The sequence below is a fragment of the Priestia sp. D3YE.R1 genome (assembly GCF_049199565.1).
In the GTDB taxonomy this organism is placed as follows: Bacteria; Bacillota; Bacilli; order Bacillales; family Bacillaceae_H; genus Priestia; species Priestia aryabhattai.
The window spans coordinates 1-19,229 of record NZ_JBLTHW010000001.1 but is presented as its reverse complement, the minus strand read 5'-3'; the positions used below and the strand labels follow the sequence as shown (position 1 = coordinate 19,229).

13 protein-coding genes, 10 tRNA genes and 1 riboswitch are annotated in these 19,229 nt (G+C 39.0%); of the genes, 2 read left to right on the top strand and 21 right to left on the bottom strand.

Annotation, left to right across the window (positions count from 1 at the left end):
• Positions 1-96: 96 nt before the first annotated feature.
• Positions 97-282, bottom strand: a riboswitch (cobalamin riboswitch).
• A 278-nt stretch (positions 283-560) separates the two neighbouring features.
• From menC to ACOZIR_RS00090, 6 genes are all read right to left on the bottom strand, one after another.
• Positions 561-1,664 (bottom strand): o-succinylbenzoate synthase, encoded by a 1,104-nt coding sequence (gene menC, locus ACOZIR_RS00115; protein WP_045295378.1) that lies wholly within the window; start codon positions 1,662-1,664, stop codon positions 561-563.
• A gap of 3 nt (positions 1,665-1,667) precedes the next feature.
• Positions 1,668-3,131 carry an o-succinylbenzoate--CoA ligase gene (locus ACOZIR_RS00110; protein WP_045295379.1) on the bottom strand — a complete coding sequence of 488 codons (1,464 nt, stop codon included), beginning with the start codon at positions 3,129-3,131 and terminating at the stop codon, positions 1,668-1,670.
• An 82-nt stretch (positions 3,132-3,213) separates the two neighbouring features.
• Positions 3,214-4,032, bottom strand: coding sequence for a 1,4-dihydroxy-2-naphthoyl-CoA synthase (gene menB, locus ACOZIR_RS00105; RefSeq protein ID WP_013085280.1), 819 nt, complete (start codon positions 4,030-4,032; stop codon positions 3,214-3,216).
• 16 nt (positions 4,033-4,048) lie between these two features.
• A complete protein-coding gene (gene menH / locus ACOZIR_RS00100) occupies positions 4,049-4,858 on the bottom strand; it encodes a 2-succinyl-6-hydroxy-2,4-cyclohexadiene-1-carboxylate synthase (protein WP_045295382.1) in 810 nt (269 codons plus the stop codon).
• Between the two features lie 3 nt (positions 4,859-4,861).
• Positions 4,862-6,616 carry a 2-succinyl-5-enolpyruvyl-6-hydroxy-3-cyclohexene-1-carboxylic-acid synthase gene (gene menD / locus ACOZIR_RS00095; RefSeq protein WP_310878348.1) on the bottom strand — a complete coding sequence of 585 codons (1,755 nt, stop codon included), beginning with the start codon at positions 6,614-6,616 and terminating at the stop codon, positions 4,862-4,864.
• On the bottom strand, positions 6,603-8,024 hold the full coding sequence (locus ACOZIR_RS00090; RefSeq protein WP_045295385.1) for an isochorismate synthase: 1,422 nt from the start codon (positions 8,022-8,024) through the stop codon (positions 6,603-6,605). Before ACOZIR_RS00090 ends, menD begins: the two co-directional genes overlap by 14 nt.
• 353 nt (positions 8,025-8,377) lie before the next feature.
• Here ACOZIR_RS00090 and ACOZIR_RS00085 point away from each other — a divergent pair, with 353 nt between their 5' ends.
• Together ACOZIR_RS00085 and ACOZIR_RS00080 are read left to right on the top strand one after the other, a co-directional pair.
• Positions 8,378-9,130, top strand: coding sequence for a TraR/DksA C4-type zinc finger protein (locus ACOZIR_RS00085; RefSeq protein WP_013059568.1), 753 nt, complete (start codon positions 8,378-8,380; stop codon positions 9,128-9,130).
• Between the two features lie 94 nt (positions 9,131-9,224).
• Positions 9,225-10,022 (top strand): TIGR00266 family protein, encoded by a 798-nt coding sequence (locus ACOZIR_RS00080; protein ID WP_310878349.1) that lies wholly within the window; start codon positions 9,225-9,227, stop codon positions 10,020-10,022.
• Between the two features lie 38 nt (positions 10,023-10,060).
• Here ACOZIR_RS00080 and ACOZIR_RS00075 read toward each other — a convergent pair whose 3' ends face one another.
• The 15 genes from ACOZIR_RS00075 to ACOZIR_RS00005 form a co-directional block, all read right to left on the bottom strand.
• Positions 10,061-12,484 (bottom strand): glycogen/starch/alpha-glucan phosphorylase, encoded by a 2,424-nt coding sequence (locus ACOZIR_RS00075; protein WP_045295389.1) that lies wholly within the window; start codon positions 12,482-12,484, stop codon positions 10,061-10,063.
• Between the two features lie 13 nt (positions 12,485-12,497).
• Positions 12,498-13,928 carry a glycogen synthase GlgA gene (gene glgA / locus ACOZIR_RS00070; protein ID WP_033579578.1) on the bottom strand — a complete coding sequence of 477 codons (1,431 nt, stop codon included), beginning with the start codon at positions 13,926-13,928 and terminating at the stop codon, positions 12,498-12,500.
• Positions 13,925-14,950: a glucose-1-phosphate adenylyltransferase family protein gene (locus ACOZIR_RS00065; protein WP_310878350.1), complete on the bottom strand. Its 1,026-nt coding sequence runs from the start codon at positions 14,948-14,950 to the stop codon at positions 13,925-13,927. Before ACOZIR_RS00065 ends, glgA begins: the two co-directional genes overlap by 4 nt.
• Before the next feature lie 22 nt (positions 14,951-14,972).
• Complete coding sequence (locus ACOZIR_RS00060; RefSeq protein WP_016765788.1) at positions 14,973-16,124, bottom strand: glucose-1-phosphate adenylyltransferase; 1,152 nt, start codon at positions 16,122-16,124, stop codon at positions 14,973-14,975.
• Positions 16,075-18,036: a 1,4-alpha-glucan branching protein GlgB gene (gene glgB / locus ACOZIR_RS00055; protein ID WP_421535486.1), complete on the bottom strand. Its 1,962-nt coding sequence runs from the start codon at positions 18,034-18,036 to the stop codon at positions 16,075-16,077. Before glgB ends, ACOZIR_RS00060 begins: the two co-directional genes overlap by 50 nt.
• A gap of 295 nt (positions 18,037-18,331) precedes the next feature.
• A tRNA-Glu gene (locus ACOZIR_RS00050) sits at positions 18,332-18,403 on the bottom strand.
• A 20-nt stretch (positions 18,404-18,423) separates the two neighbouring features.
• Positions 18,424-18,514: transfer RNA gene (locus ACOZIR_RS00045), tRNA-Ser, on the bottom strand.
• Between the two features lie 3 nt (positions 18,515-18,517).
• Positions 18,518-18,592 (bottom strand) — tRNA-Asn (locus tag ACOZIR_RS00040).
• 3 nt (positions 18,593-18,595) lie between these two features.
• Positions 18,596-18,672 (bottom strand) — tRNA-Ile (locus tag ACOZIR_RS00035).
• Between the two features lie 6 nt (positions 18,673-18,678).
• Positions 18,679-18,752, bottom strand: a tRNA-Gly gene (locus tag ACOZIR_RS00030).
• Positions 18,753-18,763: 11 nt separating this feature from the next.
• A tRNA-His gene (locus ACOZIR_RS00025) sits at positions 18,764-18,839 on the bottom strand.
• A gap of 10 nt (positions 18,840-18,849) precedes the next feature.
• Positions 18,850-18,925 (bottom strand) — tRNA-Phe (locus tag ACOZIR_RS00020).
• An 8-nt stretch (positions 18,926-18,933) separates the two neighbouring features.
• A tRNA-Asp gene (locus tag ACOZIR_RS00015) sits at positions 18,934-19,009 on the bottom strand.
• 4 nt (positions 19,010-19,013) lie between these two features.
• Positions 19,014-19,090 (bottom strand) — tRNA-Met (locus ACOZIR_RS00010).
• Positions 19,091-19,117: 27 nt separating this feature from the next.
• Positions 19,118-19,210, bottom strand: a tRNA-Ser gene (locus ACOZIR_RS00005).
• Between the last annotated feature and the right edge of the window lie 19 nt (positions 19,211-19,229).

The following is a 19,229-nucleotide window of genomic DNA, read 5'->3' as shown; positions in this document are numbered from 1 at the left end:
GCTCACCGTACCTCGGTGAGCGAATAGAACGAAGATAGAAGAAGACACTAAGTCTTTTCTCAATCCTCGCTCTACCCTCTCACCTCCCGAAGAAGATAAAACGACATAAAAAAGGCAGGTCTCCTGACTTATGCTTCTTTTTACTTTAAGGCCTTCCCATGATGTTTACTCACAGTGGATCTCCTTATTTCATCAGCATTCACAGTTGCGGGGACAGCTTTGGATTTTCACCAAATTCCCTTTTAAGTCTTTTTATCAGACACCTTTTTCACTGGAAAACACAAAATATAGTATTTTATTATTGTTTAACAAACAACATATTGTGTTATGTTATAAACACATTATATAGGACAACTTAGAAAACTATCAACCTATTTTCAAAAATAATTTTGTTTTTTACGATAAAACCCTTCGACTTTTTTCATCAAACTATTCCATCATAACATGTTTTGACACGCTTGATGGAACAATGTGCTCTTTTTAAAAAATTTGTCCTATTTTTCTACTAAACATTGACAACATCAATAAAAAAAACCGTTTTTCATAAAAAACGGTTTTTTTTATTTGTATTCTTTTTCAAATGCTGTGATTGTTTTGATAAACTTTTTATCAATATCGTACCCGATCCCCGGTTTTTCCTTCACCTTTATTACTCCGGCTTCTACCTCTACTTCGGGCTTAATAATATCTTTTTCCCAATAGCGAGACGACGCGGAAATGTCACCTGGTATCGTGAAAGAAGGCAGTGTGGCAAGGGCAATGTTATGAGCTCGTGAAATCCCGGCTTCTAACATCCCTCCCACCCAAAGCCTTACACCGTGCTGGGCGCATAAATCATGAATCTGCTTTGCTACGGACATTCCGCCAACTCGACCGATTTTCACATTGATAATTTTGCAGCTTTTTTGTTCGATTGCATGACGTGCATCTTCATAGCTCACAATACTTTCATCTAAACAAATCGGCGTCTGCATTTGCTTTTGTAATAATCGATGATCAAGGATATCATCAGAACTTAACGGTTGTTCGATCATCATTAAATTCAATTTATCTAGTTTTTTCAATGAATCACTATCGCTTAACGTATAGGCTGAATTGGCATCAGCCATAAGAGGAATGCTTGGAAATTCATCTCGAATTTGTTTCAGTAGCTCATAGTCAGCACCCGGCTTGATTTTTACTTTAAAACGCTTATAGCCATCTTTCATGTAAGTCCTTATTTGTTCTTTCATTATAGAAATATCATTTAAGCCAACTACCACTCCAGCTTCTACAGCAGGCCTTACTCCGCCAATCACTTCAGCTAAGGGCTTATTTTGCCGCTTTGCATACAAATCCCATACAGCACAGTCCAAAGCTGCTTTAGCCATGTTGTTCCGCTTCAAAGGTTTGAATAACTTTTGAACATCTTCTGGTTTTTGAAGATGCTGATGAAGAAGCGAAGGAATTAAAAAATCGTCTAACATATGAAAACATGTCTGAATCGTTTCTTCCGTATACCAAGGAGATGAAAACGCAACGACTTCTCCCCACCCTGTAAATCCCTTTTCATCTTCTACTTCAAGCAAAATCAATTCTCGATCCTGGACCGTACCATAGCTTGTTGAAAAAGGAGAAAGAAGCTTCATGTCAATTTTATAGAGATGGACTTTTTTTATAATCATCGATTAACTCCCTTTCTGTATGAACGATGATAGCTTTCGGCGTATGATTTTATTAGAAGCCGTTCGGGGCAGCTCCTCTACTCGAACGAAATACTTTGGAAGTTTGTACTTTGCTAAAAATTGTTGAATGTGTAAAGATAACTCTTCATCTGAAACGTCTTCGTTTACAACAATACATGCAGCTGGAACTTGTCCCCATTTTTCATCAGCTACTCCCGTTACACCGGCCTCTTTAACAGCGGGATGCTTCAACAAAACATTTTCAATTTCAGCTGGATATACATTTTCTCCACCTGAAATAATGAGGTCCGAACGTCTGTCTAATACATATAGAAAGCCTTCTTCATCCACTTTCCCGATATCTCCTGTATAGAACCAACCTTGTTGAAGGGCTTTTTTAGTAGCTTCAGGTTTATTTAAATATCCTTTTGTAACATTTGGACCTTTAACAATGATCTCTCCTGCTTCACGTGTTTCATTTCCATTCTCATCTACAATTTTCATTGCACACGGAAATAATGGTTTACCTGCTGATCCAAGCTTTCGCAAACTGTCTTCAGGTGAAAGCGTAACGAACTGTGAAGATGTCTCTGTCATTCCATACGTTTGATAAACAGGAATCTCTTTAGTCACACAAGCCTCTAAAATAGTAAGCGGTGCGGGTCCCCCTCCTAAAAGCATACAGCGAAATGTATTTGGATATTTCCGCTCAGCTAATTCATCCAGCATATTGGACAGCATGGAAGTGACAACCGAAATAATTGTTACTCCTTTGTTTTCAATTGCTTCATTCACCGCTCTTGCTTCAAATCGTTCTTCTAAAATGATTTTCATTCCGTAAAAGACGCTCCGCATTAAAATAGATAAGCCACTAATATGAAACAAAGGCACCGCTATAAGCCAGCAGTCTTTTTCATTTAATCCTAAATTAAGCGCTGATCCAACGGAGCTCCACCAGTGATTTCCATATGTCTGCAGCACTCCTTTTGGATTACCTGTTGTTCCAGACGTATACATAATAGTGAACGTCTCCTCGAGATTCCACGTTTTTTGAAAATACGTTTCTGTTTCTGGAGAACTTTCTAAGGCAGATAAAGAAAGCTGAGTAATGGAACTTTGAAATTCTCTCATCAAAAATGCTTCATCCATAATAAGCAACGACACGTTTGCATCTGTTAGCTGATAATTGATTTCTGCGTTTGTCAAACGCGTATTGACGAGCAGCACCCGAGCGCCAATATAAGAAACCGCATGTAAAATCTCAATAAACTCCACGCTGTTTTTCATGCATAAAGCAATGGCATCACCTTGCTTTACACCGTTAAACGAAAGCTGCTGCGCTACTTTTTGAACACGCTTATGAAGCTCTTGAAAAGTAAGCGACGTTTGCGGTGTTTCTACCGCCACTCGATTTGGTGTCAAATATGCTCTTTGCATAAGCCCATTAGGAATCGTTTGGCTACTCATAAATTTCTCTCCTTTTTATACTGATTAACTAAATCAAATTGAAAAAACAGCCTGATGATAATCACCAAGCTGTTTCAGCTGCTTAAGGGAAACGTGGGAACTGTTGGAAGTCTGGATTGCGTTTTTCCTTAAATGCATCGCGACCTTCTTTTGCCTCGTCCGTTGTGTAATAAAGAAGCGTTGCGTCACCCGCAAATTGCTGGATACCAGCTAAGCCGTCCGTATCAGCATTAAATGCTGCTTTTAAGAAACGAAGAGCCGTCGGACTTTTTTCTAGCATCTCTTCACACCATTGAATTGTTTCAGCTTCAAGCTGCTCTAGTGGAACCACTGTGTTTACTAATCCCATGTCTAGTGCTTCTTGAGCGTTATACTGACGGCATAAGAACCAGATCTCACGCGCTTTCTTATGACCTACGATGCGAGCTAAGTAACCAGAGCCGTATCCTGCATCGAAGCTTCCAACTTTAGGACCTGTTTGTCCAAAGACTGCGTTATCCGCTGCAATTGTTAAGTCACATACAACGTGAAGAACGTGACCTCCACCAATTGCATAGCCTGATACCATCGCAACAACCGGCTTTGGAATTACGCGAATTAAACGCTGTAAATCTAGAACATTTAGACGTGGAATTTCGTCTTCTCCTACATAGCCGCCGTGGCCACGAACTCTTTGGTCTCCGCCTGAACAAAATGCTTTGTCTCCAGCACCTGCTAATACAATTACTCCAACGCTTGCATCGTCACGAGCATAAGCAAATGCATCGATTAATTCCATTACTGTTTTTGGACGGAATGCATTGTGCACTTCCGGACGGTTAATCGTAATTTTAGCGATTCCATTATATGTTTCGTATAAAATGTCTTCATACTGACGTACTGATGTCCATTCAACTGTCATCTTTATTTCCTCCTAATTATGTAGTAGCTAAGAACTCACTTACTATTCTACCAAAAATCTCGGGTTGTTCCACGTGAATTGCATGGCCTGTCCCTAAAATAATTTTAGAAGTAGCATTTGGTATTAATGTTTGCATTTCTTTGGAAATTAAACAAAACTTTTGATCTACTTCTCCTGTAATAAGCAAAACCGGCATCAACAGATCGTCCAGCTTCTCCCAAAGGGACGGCTGAACTCCTGTTCCCATTCCTTTCAAACTGTTGGAAAGGCCGATTTCTGTATGTGAAAGTCTTTCTTTACGCACCGCTTCTTGAACATGGCTAGGCAATTGCTTTTGAGAACTAAAAAGAGGGATTCCCTCCCAAAAGTTCACAAATTCTTCAATCCCATTTTTCATAATGCGGCTCGCCAGCTGTTCATCTTTTTCTTTTCTTAGCTTTTGTTCTTCTCGCGTTTTTAAACCAGGCGATGCGCTTTCTAATACCAACTTTTTCACAAGGTGTGGATATCGCTGAGCAAATGAAAGAGCAAGCCTTCCTCCCATCGAATATCCAATTACATTCACCTGTGATAGAGATAGCTGTTGAAGTAGCTCATGCAGTGCTTCAACAACTGCTTCCATTGAGTATGGTTTGATTTCTTTCGGAGCTGCTGATTGACCATGGCCAATAATATCAACAGCAATTACTTGATAGTCTTTAACAAATTTCTTTATAAAGGTACGCCATGTTTGAGAAGAACCTGTAAAGCCGTGAAGCAGAAGCAGCGGCTCTCCTTTTCCCTCGGTGTGCACATAGTAAGATACACCATTTAATTGATACATCATTGCCTATTCCTCACCGTTTGACAAATTTATTTCCTCGGAAACAAGTTTCCACAAACTGCGATGAGTCTCTACATTTTCTGTACGAGTTGTACGAATCTCTACAACATGTAACCCGCCTTTTGTGAAAGCATGGTTCATTGCATGTCGAAATTCTTCCCAGCTGCTTGCTGAAGAAAATGTGCCATCATACAGACGAGTGGCATGCTCAAAATTTAATCCAGTTGGCGTACCAAATAAAAATTCAAAGTGCTTTTCTTGTTTCGACTGCGGTAAAAATGAAAAAATTCCTCCGCCGTCATTATTAACTAGCACAACGGTTAAATTTAAATTATGCATTTTAGCTGCCAGCAGACCATTTAAATCGTGATAAAACGATAGGTCACCAATAAATAAAACGGTGTGGTCGTAAGCAGTGCTTACGCCTAGAGCAGACGAAACCACACCATCAATTCCATTTGCTCCTCGGTTTACAAAGAGTGGAATATCTTTTTCCGTATTTAAGAAGAAAGAATCAATATCTCGAACAGGCATTGAATTTCCCGCAAACAAAGCCGTGCCTTCAGGTACTACATCAACAATTTCTTGAACCACTTGTCCTTCGAACCACTCCTGGCCAGAAGTTAATGTTTTCAGAGCCTGTGCGGCTTGATTATTAATCTTTTTCCACAGCCTCAGCCATGAAGTAGACTCCTCTTGATTCGCTGAAAGGCGCTTGATCAGTTCTTCACAAAATAATGTTTCATCAGCTTCAATCATGACTGTTGAACGTAAAGTAGGATCTCTCCAGCCTTTACCTTGGTCAACTACAAACATTTCTTTCGGCTCGTGTGCTTTTAAAAATTGCAATAAAGGTTTCGATACCGGCATCGCGCCAAAACGAATGACAACTTCCGGGTGAAAACGCTCATCAACCTTATCACTTTTTAAAAATGTATCATATGTCTCTATTACATTTTCTTTTGAATGCTTGCCGCTTCTTAATTGTGATAACGGATCTGCGAGCACGGGAAAACTTAAAGCGTCAGCTAAACGGCATACGCTGTCTACTGCTTTTAAAGACATTTGATCTCCGCATATAATAAGTCCTTTTGTTGTTCCCTCTAAGCGCTTCACAATTTCTTCGAATCCTTTTTCAGATAGAGATGCTTCTCCATGAATAGCAGCCACATATGATTTACCGCGTTTCCCCTGACTCCATAAATCTTCAATAGACAAATCTGGTACAATCGGTTCACGTAAAGGTACGTTAATGTGTACAGGACCGCTCGGTATAGCTTGAGCTGTATGAACAGCCCTTGAAGCTACTGTTCGAATATAACGATTCATATCTGCACTTTCTTCTGGTAAAGCTGTATCTACAAACCACTTCGCATATTGACCGAAAAGATGATTCTGATTAATGGCCTGCGGGGCACCTATATCCCTTAACTCATGCGGCCGATCCGCTGTGATAACTACTAAAGGAATGCGTGAGTAGTGAGCTTCAATTACTGCAGGATAATAATTCGCTGCAGCTGTTCCAGATGTACATACAAGCGCCACTGGTTTTTTCTTTGCTTTTGCTATTCCTAGAGCAAAAAAGCCGGCAGAACGTTCATCAATGTTTAAGTGCACATGAATATCAGGGTGCTCAGCCATAAGCATCGCAATAGGCGTTGAACGTGACCCTGGACTGACCACTACTTCTTCAACATTTGCTTCTACTAATTCATCCACGAATGACGCAATATACGTTGTTAATGATTTAATGTGTTCCACGCATAATCCCTCCTAAAGCTGAAAGCATCGGGTTGAATTTAATTCTTGTTTCTTCATATTCACTTTCAGGCGTAGAATCTGCTACAATTCCACAGCCCGCAAATAAAACGGCTTCTTTTTGCTGAATAACAGCGGAGCGGATTCCTACTATAAATTCACCGTTTCCGTTGATATCCATCCATCCTAAAGGAGCTGCATACCACCCTCGGTCAAAGGATTCTAGCTTTCGAATAATAGGCAATGCCTCCTGTTGAGGATATCCTCCTAGCGCTGGTGTTGGATGGAGCTTTTGAATAAATGAAAATAGCGTCACATCTTCCTTTATACGCCCTTTAACAGGTGTATACAAATGTTGAATATGCTTTGTTTTATATAAACTTGGCTTACTTGGAATTTCTACTTCATAACAATAAGAATTCATCGCTTCTTTAATCATATGAACAACAACATCGTGCTCAATTAAGTTCTTAGGATCTTGAAGCAATTCCTCACCTAGTTCGTGATCTTCCTGCCTTGTCTTTCCTCTTGGAATCGAACCTGCTAAACAAGTGGAAAACACATAATCTCCTTGTTTTTGCACTAGTCTTTCTGGGGAAGCGCCGATAAAATGCTGATTCTCTCCCTCTAAAATATATGTGTAGCTAGTTGGCTGTTCCTTTAACAGACGCTGAAGCACGTATTCAGTAGAAATATCTTCATTAAATTTTACTTTTAATTGGCGAGCAAGAACCACTTTCTCTATAGCCTGTTGCTTAATTAAAGTAGTAGCTCTTTCAACATTTCCTTTAAATTTCTCTACCCCAATTTCCTCTTTTTCCAACAGCAAAGGTGAAATATGAGATTCCCCGTCGTACTCTTCACAACGAACAAGTTTTTGGACCTCTTCAAAATAATTGATGTGCTCTTTTACAGAATCTTGTCCTTTAACCATCATATTAACGGTAAGATATCCTTCTTTGTCTACCTGAGTATATAACACAGTTGGAATCATAAATTTTGAACTCGGGAAATCACTCCAATAGTTTTCTCGATACTGATTTGGGTCAAATGAAAATCCTCCAAATAAAAGAGGACCTGTCCCATCCGGGAAAATTTGGTTGTTTTTATAAAAGTCTTCTTTTATAAAGCGCTTCCATTCATTTTCAATGTGGAAATAACGTTCTTTTGCCGCATTGGTGCAAATAGTATGCGCATATCCTAATCCAACAAATGTATAATAACTGTTGGGATCTTTCCAAAAAAAGCGTTCTTTATAAAACTGGTCATGTCCGTTCGCATAAAAAATAAGGGGGTCAATAGGTCTTACTTTTTTCACTAAACTGACCAATTTTGGCTGATTTTCATTTTTTGCACACTCAATCGCATCTTTAATGTATTCTTGTACTAACTGTTCGGTCGTTGCAATCACACTACGTCCCCCCGTTCATCTTTTTTTTCTTAAGTCTGTAACTAACTTATTATAAACTTTCAGTTCAAAAAAATCTAGCATCGCGATTCACGAGAAAAAATTAATTTCGCTTGTCTAAATTATGTCTTTTCATTAAATGAATCAAAAATCTTTATGATCTATTTAGTACTCCTTAAACCTTGAGAACGTTACTTTTATCATACCCTTTTCTATAACCTTTACCTTTCTTTAATTTTCCACTCCTTTTCTCTCTTAGCTTCATGAATACCCCAAATCCTCCTAATATGAATCGTGTTTTTTTGAATTTTTAACACATACTACAAAAGCACACTAAATTTTTAAGGGGGAGCTTCATGACACTTTCAAAACAAGAAATCAGTCAGTTAAAACAAAATTTACAGCAGCAGCAGGCTGATATTCAATCGCACTTTGACCAAAATGATCATTTTGGTCTAACTCGAAGCGACGCTCACGATGCTGTAGGAGAACTTTCAAGCTACGATAACCACCCTGGTGACACAGCCACAGAAACATACGAGCGTGAAAAGGACCTTGCACTAAATGAACATGCAAAACAAGAGCTACATGAAATAGAAGAAGCACTTCAGGCAATCGCTCACAGCACGTATGGAACATGCAAAGTATGCGGAGCAGATATCTCGTTTGAAAGACTTCAGGCTGTACCAACTACTTTATACTGTAGAGAACACAGCCCGTCACAGGATATTCCAAAGCACAGGCCTGTAGAAGAAAATGTTCTCCATCACCCATTTGGTCAATACGACTATGATGATACCGAAACGACAGGGTATGACGCAGAAGATTCTTGGCAAGACGTTGCGCGTTACGGGACGTCTGAATCTCCTTCTGATTTTATAGAAGATACGTCCAACTATAGTGAAACCTATATTGAGGCGGATGAAGCTATCGGGTACGTTGAAGATTATGAAAACTTTGCCGCTACCGATTTATATGGACAGCCTCTTCCTATTTACCCTTCAAAAGAGCATGAGCGATATGAAAATGCACTGGATGAAGAAGGTACGATGACCATATTTGGAGATTTACCGGCCTATGAGAAAGATCCATACACTGAAAAGGAGTAGTTCTTCATACTACTCTTTTTTCTATTTTTAGTAGGAGCTATAGGAGATGACATCGAATGAATAGGAGATTAGAATTTATAATGAGGTGAAAATGATGAATGCACATGAAATTGATTATAAATTGTATGGAGATGACATGCAGTTTGTTGAAATTGAATTAGATCCTTCAGAAAGCGTTATAGCAGAAGCTGGAGGAATGATGATGATGGAAGATGATATTGAGATGGAAACCATTTTTGGTGACGGTTCTTCCTCCAACAGCAGCGGGCTTTTTAATAAACTAAAAGGAGCAGGGAAACGGGTATTAACTGGTGAAAGTTTATTTATGACGTTATATACAAATAACGGATATCACAAACGAAAAGTATCTTTCGCTTCACCTTTTCCAGGTAAGATTATTCCTGTCGATTTGGAGCAGCTCGATCATAAAATCATTTGTCAAAAAAGCTCCTTTTTATGCGCTGCCAAAGGCGTATCCGTTGGTATTGATTTTCAAAAAAAACTAGGAACGGGCTTCTTTGGCGGTGAAGGTTTTATTATGCAAAAATTGGAAGGTAATGGCCTGGCATTTTTACATGCAGGCGGCACCATTCATAAAAGGAAGCTGCAGCCGGGTGAACGCCTTCGTGTGGATACTGGCTGTTTAGTGGCCATGACCCGTGATGTAAATTACAACATCGAATATGTAGGGAAAATCAAAACAGCTCTGTTTGGAGGAGAAGGCATGTTTTTTGCTACTCTGTCAGGCCCGGGAACAGTTTGGATTCAATCTCTTCCTTTTAGCCGACTAGCCGATCGCGTTTTATCAAGTGCAGTTTCGCCAACGGGAGGTAAAGGTGAAGGCAGCATCTTTGGTTCTTTAGGTGATTTCTTAAACGGCGACAACAGATAAAATAAAAAAGGTGCAGTCAAAGACTGGACCTTTTTTATTTATTTATTTATTGATTGATTCAATAAATTTTTAGTGGAGTGAATTCCCCAAATATCAGATGCATATTCCTCAATCGTTCGATCACTAGAAAAAAAGCCGGAATGTGCAATGTTCGTCGCACTCATTTGAAGCCATTTATTTTCATTTCTATAAGCTTCGTTTACTTTTTGCTGTGCCGTAACGTATGAGTCAAAGTCACGGAGTACATAGTATTCATCATTTTGCATTAGTAATGAATCATATATAGGCTCGAATAAGTCATATGTGTCAGGTAGGAAGCCGTTTGTAAGCTGCTCGAGCACTTGTCGAATCCGTTTATCATGATGGTAATAATCATAGGCACGGTATCCTCCATTTTGCTGATAGCTCAACACTTCTTCGGCTTTTAGCCCAAAAATAAAGACATTATCTTTTCCTACTGCCTCGCTAATTTCGACGTTCGCTCCGTCCATGGTGCCAAGAGTTAATGCTCCGTTCATCATGAATTTCATATTTCCCGTTCCTGAAGCTTCTTTGCTGGCTGTTGAAATCTGTTCACTGACATCCGCTGCCGGAAAGATATACTCAGCAAGTGACACTCGATAGTTTTCTAAAAAAACGACTTTTAAAAACGGTGATGTTTGTGGATCATGATTGACAACATCAGCTACAGAATTAATTAGCTTTATGACTTTTTTTGCATAATAATAGCCGGGAGATGCTTTCGCACCAAAAATAAATGTACGAGGAACAATTTGAAAATTAGGGTCTTCTTTTAATCGATTGTACAAATACATAATGTGCAGCACATTTAAAAGCTGCCTTTTATAAGCATGAAGCCTTTTAACCTGTACATCAAAAATAGAATGTGAATCTATTTTAATTCCCGTTTGCTCTTGAATAATATCCGCAAGCAGCTTTTTACGCTGTTGTTTTACTGTTTTTAGTCCTTGTAAAAAGCTTGGATCTTCCACATACTCTTGGAGCTTTATAAGAGAATGCGGCTGTTTAATCCATTTATCTCCTATCATCTCGGTAATAAGGGAGGAAAGCTGCGGGTTAGCTTTTAACAACCAGCGCCGGTGAGTAATTCCATTCGTTTTATTGTTAAATTTAGCAGGATAAAACTGATAAAAATCTTTCATTTCTCGTTCTTTTAAAATATCAGTATGAATCTTTGCCACGCCGTTTACTTTATAACTTCCCACAATTGCTAAATGAGCCATCTTTACTAACCCGTGCGCTAAAATAGCCATATTTTCAATCCGCTGCCAGTCCCCTGGATATGCTTCCCATAATTCTTTACAAAAACGCTCATTAATTTCTTCAATAATCATATACACGCGTGGAAGCAAGGGTTGAAATAAATCAATCGGCCATTTCTCAAGGGCTTCAGAAAGAGTCGTATGATTTGTGTATGATATCGTATTGGACGTAATATGCCATGCATCTTCCCATTCCATTTTTTCTTCATCCAGTAAAATTCTCATTAGCTCAGGAATCGCAAGTACAGGATGCGTATCATTAATATGAATGGCTACTTTTTCGTGAAAGTTTGTAAGTGTTTGATAGGTATTTCGATGTGCTCTGATAATACTTTGTAAGCTGGCTGACACAAGAAAATATTGCTGTTTCAACCTTAATATTTTACCATCTTCATGTGTATCATCCGGATATAAAAATTCTGATACAGCCTCTGTTTGACGCTTATACTCCATCACATCTTTATGTACTGGAAATGATGAAGGCTCCGCATTCCAAAGGCGAAGTGTATTCACTGTATCTGTTTTATACCCGATAACCGGGATGTCATAAGGAACAGCAGAGACGGGTTCTCCTTTTACATGACGAAAAGAGAATTTTCCATCTTCCTGTACCATTTCAACTTCGCCCCAAAAGTTCACTTCTATGGCTTGATCTAATTTGCGTACCTCCCATGAATTCCCATGCCTTAACCATTGTTCTGGGAGCTCAATTTGAAAGCCGTTTACAATCTTTTGATCAAACAAACCGTGTTTATAGCGAATCCCGTAACCGTGACCAGGAAGATTAAGTGAAGCAAGAGAATCTAAAAAACAAGCAGCAAGCCTACCTAATCCGCCGTTTCCTAATCCTGCGTCTACTTCTATTTCCTCAATATTTTCAAGTGAAATATTCAGATCACTTAATCCTTCTTTTACAACTTCCCGAATTCCTAAGTTCAACAGATTTTGACCCAATAGTCTGCCTAATAAAAATTCGATAGAAAGATAATACACTTGCTTTGTATGTGAAGACCTATGAATTTCATTGGTGGAAATCCAATCGCTGCTAATATATTCTCGCACCATATTTCCTAATGTATGATAGTGATCTTGAACAGTAGATTCTTTAAAGCTCTTTCCATATGTCATTTCCAGCTTTTTTAAAAAAGCCTCTTGAAAGCTTTTTTTATCAGAGAACAATCTGCTCACCCTTTCACGATGGAGTAGATGTCAAATTTGAATACAATTGATTATATTTAAATGCCGATTGCCCCCAGCTATAATCCTGACTCATAGCATCCATCATTAATTTTTTCCATACATCTTTCTGGTGATAAAATGAAACAGCTCTTTCTAACGTATGAAGCATGTCATGAGCATTATAATTCTTAAAAGAGAAGCCATTTCCCTCTCCGCTATATTCATTATAAGCTTTGACCGTGTCATTCAGGCCGCCCGTTTCACGCACGACTGGAATGGTTCCATATTTTAAGGCTATTAATTGTCCGAGTCCGCAAGGCTCAAAACGGGAAGGCATTAAAAATAAATCCGTACCCGCATAAACTTTATGAGCAAGTTCCTCATTAAAACCAATAATGGCTTTTACTTGTTGCGGGTACGTATCTTCCATCTCACGGAAAAACTGCTCAAACTCGTGTTCTCCAGTTCCTAAAATAACAATTTGGGCTCCTAAGTTAACCGTCTCATGGAAAACATGCTTAACTAAATCCAATCCCTTCTGCTGAGTTAATCTTGTAACCATCGAAATAATTGGAACATCCTTATTTTCTTCTAATTCAAGATAGCGCTGGAGCTCTTTTTTATTTTTATATTTTCCTTCAATCTCTTCTACCGAATAAGGATAAGATATAAGTTGATCTGCGTCTGGGCTATAAGCTTCTTCATCGATTCCATTTACAATCCCAATTAAATCTTGATTTCGCTGACGCAATAATCCATCTAAACTTTCTCCGTAATATGGCATTTGAATTTCATCTCGATATGTAGGACTTACCGTGGTAATTTTATCAGCTGATACAAGAGCCGCTTTCATAAAATTAATATTCCCATAAAACTCGAGCTGGCTTGTAGTAAAATAATAATCATTTAAATTCAATAACTCATATAAATTGCTTTTAGGGAAGATTCCTTGGAATTGCAAGTTATGAATCGTAAAGACCGTTTGAATATGATCATACATATCATAATTAGCACGAAGTAAAAATGGAATCATAGCCGTATGCCAGTCGTGACAATGAATAATATCAGGCTCATTCTCTAAAAATGGGATAGCTTCAAGCACAGCTCTGCTGAAGAAAGCAAATCGTTCAGCGTCATCGTAGTGCCCATATAAGCTATCTCTTTTAAAATAATATTCATTATCAATGAAAATATATTTAACGCCATCCATCGTTAACGATTCAATTCCGCAGTACTGTCTTCTCCACCCAACCTGCACATGAATAACTTTCTCAAGTACCATTTCATCTTGATAATGTTGAGGAATGGTTCCGTACTTTGGCATAACTACACATACGTTCGTTCCTAATTTTTTTAATTCTTTAGGCAGGGCACCAGCTACGTCTGCTAATCCTCCTGTTTTAATAAAAGGTACACATTCTGATACAGCAAATAATACATTCACGACTTCATCAACGCTCCTTGAGTTGTTCCTTTAGCAATGACTCTAGGTAGACCTGACTCACCTAGCAACGTTTCATTACTTCCTATTTTCACATCTTTGTCTAAAACAACGTTTTCTAATACACTATTTTCTAAAATAACGCCTTTTTGCATCACAATGCTATTCTTAACAACCGTACCTTTTCCAATTTTAACGCCTCGGAAGATAATACTATTTTCCACATGTCCTTCAATCACGCACCCATTTGCGATCATTGAGTTTTTCACAACCGCTTTTTTTGCGTAACGAGTAGGCGGTTCATCTTTTACTTTAGTGAAAACAGGACGTTCGTTGATAAATAACTGCTTCCAAACATCTGGAGATAAAATTTCCATACTTGTTTTATAGTAGGCATCTAAGCTAGAAATCTCAGCCGTATATCCATGGTGCTCATACTTTTCTACACGATGAGACTGTGCCACATATCGAACTAGCTCTTTAATCGTATAGAAATCATGGGATTCATTTTGCAAAATATCAACAAGAATAGATTTATTAATAATATACATATTAAGCGATTTATCACCTTGCTTCATTTCAGTAATATCTGCATTTGAAGCAATATGACGCTGCAGTACGTGCTCAAAGTCAACTGTACATATCGTATAACTATTAGCAATTAATACGTATTCCTGCTTACTTCTTAAGAAATAGTCAATATGATAACGGAACTGTGTGAATAGTGATGGACTTTCTAAGTGTAAATCACTTGTCATAGGAGGAAAGATAAACAATCCATCTCGCTTCCGATCCAAATCCCATTCTTTTCCTGAACCTATATGATCCATCAATGCGCGATAGCGATCACGAGGAAAAATGGCAACGCTCGAAATTCCAGAGTTCACCATATTAGAAAGCGTAAAATCGATTAGTCGATAGCGCCCTGCAAAAGGAATGGCAGCAATCGATCTATAAAAGGTTAAAGGCTGCAGCGCTGTTGTGTTTGTACAAGCATCAATAATACCAAGCATTTGATTATTCAATGTCGTTCATCCTCTCTGTTCGTTAAATGCATTTAGCAACTGATTCAATCAATTCTTGGGTAACAAGAATTACTTCTTCGCTTCCTTTGGTCGGTCGAATAATAGTACCGTCTGGAACTTCAATGTCCGATGGAACAATTGCGTTTTCAATATATACGTTAGAGCCTATCTTTGCAGTAGGCATGACAACCGTTTTCTTAACCTCAGAACCTGAGCCGATTTGTACACCTGGAAATAACACGGACTGCTCTACGTTCCCTTCAACAACACACCCTTCATTTACTAATGACTCCACCACGCAGGCGTTTGGCGCGATATATTGAGGAGGCTGATTAGGGTTAACAGAGTATACTTTCCATGAAGAGTCAAATAAATTAAGCTCGTCTTTATCACATAACAAGTCCATATTCGCTTCCCATAAGCTTTTTACAGTTCCTACATCTTTCCAATAACCTTGGAATGGGTATGCAATTAGCTTTTTCTTTTCATCTAGTAAAAGCGGAATAACATCTTTCCCAAAATCATGGCTTGAATATGGATTGCGTGCATCCATTTCTAAATATTCTTTTAAAATACTCCACTTAAAAATATAAATCCCCATGGAAGCTAGATTATTTTTAGGACGCTGTGGCTTTTCGTCGAACTCCATTACGTCTAGGTCACTATTTGTATTTAAAATACCAAAACGGCTCGCTTCCTCCCAAGGTACTTCAATAACAGAAATCGTTACGTCTGCTTCTTTGTTTATATGATAATCAAGCATATTTTCATAGTTCATTTTATAAATGTGATCACCGGATAGAATCAGTACGTACTCAGGATCATATTGTGTCAAATAGTTTAAATTTTCATAAATAGCACTAGCCGTGCCTTTATACCACTTTACTCCATCTGACTCCGCGTATGGAGGCAATACCGTCACGCCACCATTTCGTCGGTCCAAATCCCAAGCGCTTCCAATTCCAATGTATGAATTGAGAACTAGCGGTTGATATTGTGTTAATACACCTACTGTTTCAATACCTGAATTTGTACAATTACTTAAAGCAAAATCAATAATTCGATACTTACCACCAAATGGTACAGCTGGCTTTGCTAGATTTTTTGTAAGCGAACTTAGCCGACTACCTTTTCCTCCTGCCAATAACATCGCTACACATTTCTTTTTTAACATGTTGTTTTCTCTCCCCTCGTTTTCTCTTTGCTCGTAGTATACTAATGCCAAACGGCGGAATATTCATTTCAATGCAAAAAGGTTGACCGTGAAACGATTCATCCACTGATTTTAATGACTTTTTATTTACAATGCCTGAACCGCCGTACACTTCGTCATCACTGTTAATAACTTCAATGTACTCTGTCTCAACTGGAACTCCAACTTTGTAAGAATGATATGGATGCTCAGAAAAATTGCTAACAACTATAAAAATCTCCTGATTTTCTTTCGACTTGCGAATAAAGGAGAAAATTTGTTGATGATGATTGTTAACATCAATCCATTCAAAGCCCTCTGGATTATGGTCTAATTCATATAAAGACTTGCTTCTCTTATAAATCTTGATGAGGTCCTTCATATATCCGTTAAGATTGCGATGCATGTCAAAGTCATAAAGCATCCAATCCAACTCCTCTAAATCTTTCCACTCATCAAATTGGCCAAACTCTCCGCCCATAAATAGAAGCTTTTTCCCAGGGTGAGCAAAGAAATATCCATATAGCAGTCGAAGCTGTGCAAACTTGCGCCAGTAATCACCTGGCATCTTATTAAGTAATGATTTTTTCCCATGTACGACTTCATCATGAGAAAGCGGCAAAATAAAGTTTTCGTTAAACGCATACATTAGTGAAAAGGTCATTTTATCGTGAAGGTAAGGACGTCTTTCCACGCCAGCTTCCATGTATGTTAAAACGTCATTCATCCATCCCATGTTCCACTTATAATTAAAGCCTAAACCGCCCTCATACGTAGGTGCTGTAACAAGGGGCCAATCCGTTGAATCTTCTGCCATCATTAATATCGTCTCATCAGATTTAAAAACAGCTTCATTCAATTTTTTTAAGAAGCTGACAGCTCCATCATTCACTGCTTTTCCAGAAGAATTTTGCCAATAAAGCATATTAGCTACAGCATCTACTCGAAATCCATCTATATGGAAGTACTCCAACCAAAACAAAGCGTTCGAAATGAGAAAACTTTGTACTTCAGGCTTTCCTAAATCGAAATTAGCTGTTCCCCAAACATAGTTTTCACGGTCGGGTTCTTTTTTGTATTCATAAGTAGGTTCTCCATCGAACATATACAGACCATGTTCATCCTTACAAAAATGCCCGGGTACCCAGTCTAAAAGAACGCCTATATTATTTTGATGACACTCATCTATAAAGTTCATCAACTCTTTAGGTGTACCGTATCGACTGGTAGCAGAATAGTATCCAGTTCCTTGATATCCCCAAGATCGGTCGAGCGGATGCTCAATGACTGGTAATAACTCAATATGTGTAAAACCTTGTTCAGCAATATAAGGAATAAGCTCCTGTGCTAATTCACTGTATGTATAAAGGCTGCCATCTTCATGAGTCCTCCAAGACCCTGCATGCAGCTCGTAAATACACAGTGGTCTTTCATATATATTTTGCTGTTTTTTCTTTCTACGCCAATATTGGTCGTTCCATTTGTACCCATCCAATGAGTAAACAATAGAAGCAGTGTTTGGACGCACTTCACTGAAGAAAGCGTATGGATCTGCTTTTAATTTTTTTTGATTGCTTTGTGTGATGATTTCATATTTATAAATAGTCCCTTGTTCTAATTCAGGGATAAATGTCATCCAAATACCTTCTTCATTAACTTTAACCATTGAATGTTGAAAACCGTTCCATTTATTAAAATCACCTACAACGCTTATACCCTTTGCATGAGGTGCCCACACGCAAAATCGTACGCCTTCAATTCCTTCTACCGTTACCTGATGCGCACCGAAAATAGAGTAACTGCGAAATAAGTTTCCTTCGTGATACAAATGAACATCAAATTCAGTAGGCTGAACCGCTAGATTCACTTTTGCCACCCCTTTAACTTCAAACATAATATACGCACATAATATACGCTTCTTACCACTCATTCCCTTTTACAGTAAAAGCATAAACCTTTTCTACAAATATAATAGAATAAATGTTCTTTAAAATTACTCTTTATCCCATACTCTTCATACTTTATTACTTTATGAATAATTCCATATGATATAGGGAAAATCCTGCTTAAAACTTACTTTTTATTCTGAAAATTCATGGTAATTATTCCTAACTATTATTTCTGTTTACTTAATCTTTAAAAAAGCGCAAATAAAAAAAAGGTTTGCATATATGCAAACCTTTTTAAGATGACCCGTACGGGATTCGAACCCGTGTTACCGCCGTGAAAGGGCGGTGTCTTAACCGCTTGACCAACGGGCCATATTTAAATTTAAAACGACTGGCGGAGAAGGAGGGATTTGAACCCTCGCGCCGCTTACACGACCTACACCCTTAGCAGGGGCGCCTCTTCAGCCACTTGAGTACTTCTCCGTATGGCTCCACAGGTAGGACTCGAACCTACGACCGATCGGTTAACAGCCGATAGCTCTACCACTGAGCTACTGTGGAATATGGTGGGCCTAAGTGGACTCGAACCACCGACCTCACGCTTATCAGGCGTGCGCTCTAACCAGCTGAGCTATAGGCCCTTCATTTGGAGCGGGTGATGAGAATCGAACTCACGACATCAGCTTGGAAGGCTGAGGTTTTACCACTAAACTACACCCGCATTACTTAAGATGGGGCGACTGATGGGAATCGAACCCACGAATGCCGGAACCACAATCCGGTGCGTTAACCACTTCGCCACAATCGCCGTCTTAAAATGGTGGCTCGGGACGGAATCGAACCGCCGACACAAGGATTTTCAGTCCTTTGCTCTACCAACTGAGCTACCGAGCCAAACAAAATGGCGGTCCCGACGGGAATCGAACCCGCGATCTCCTGCGTGACAGGCAGGCATGTTAACCGCTACACCACGGGACCACTTTGGTTGCGGGGACAGGATTTGAACCTGCGACCTTCGGGTTATGAGCCCGACGAGCTACCGAACTGCTCCACCCCGCGATGATATGAAGATGATATAAATATAAATGGCGGAGGAAGAGGGATTCGAACCCCCGCGGGCTTTAACACCCCTGTCGGTTTTCAAGACCGATCCCTTCAGCCGGACTTGGGTATTCCTCCGTATATTTATAACAAATGT

Coding starts and splice junctions, on each gene's coding strand:
- ACOZIR_RS00080 (WP_310878349.1), top strand. CDS start 9,225: ATGAATGCACATGAAATTGATTATAAATTGTATGGAGATGACATGCAG.
- ACOZIR_RS00060 (WP_016765788.1), bottom strand. CDS start 16,124: ATGTTAAAAAAGAAATGTGTAGCGATGTTATTGGCAGGAGGAAAAGGT.
- menC (WP_045295378.1), bottom strand. CDS start 1,664: ATGATTATAAAAAAAGTCCATCTCTATAAAATTGACATGAAGCTTCTT.
- menH (WP_045295382.1), bottom strand. CDS start 4,858: ATGATGTATCAATTAAATGGTGTATCTTACTATGTGCACACCGAGGGA.
- glgB (WP_421535486.1), bottom strand. CDS start 18,036: ATGTTTGAAGTTAAAGGGGTGGCAAAAGTGAATCTAGCGGTTCAGCCT.
- ACOZIR_RS00085 (WP_013059568.1), top strand. CDS start 8,378: ATGACACTTTCAAAACAAGAAATCAGTCAGTTAAAACAAAATTTACAG.
- menB (WP_013085280.1), bottom strand. CDS start 4,032: ATGACAGTTGAATGGACATCAGTACGTCAGTATGAAGACATTTTATAC.
- ACOZIR_RS00110 (WP_045295379.1), bottom strand. CDS start 3,131: ATGAGTAGCCAAACGATTCCTAATGGGCTTATGCAAAGAGCATATTTG.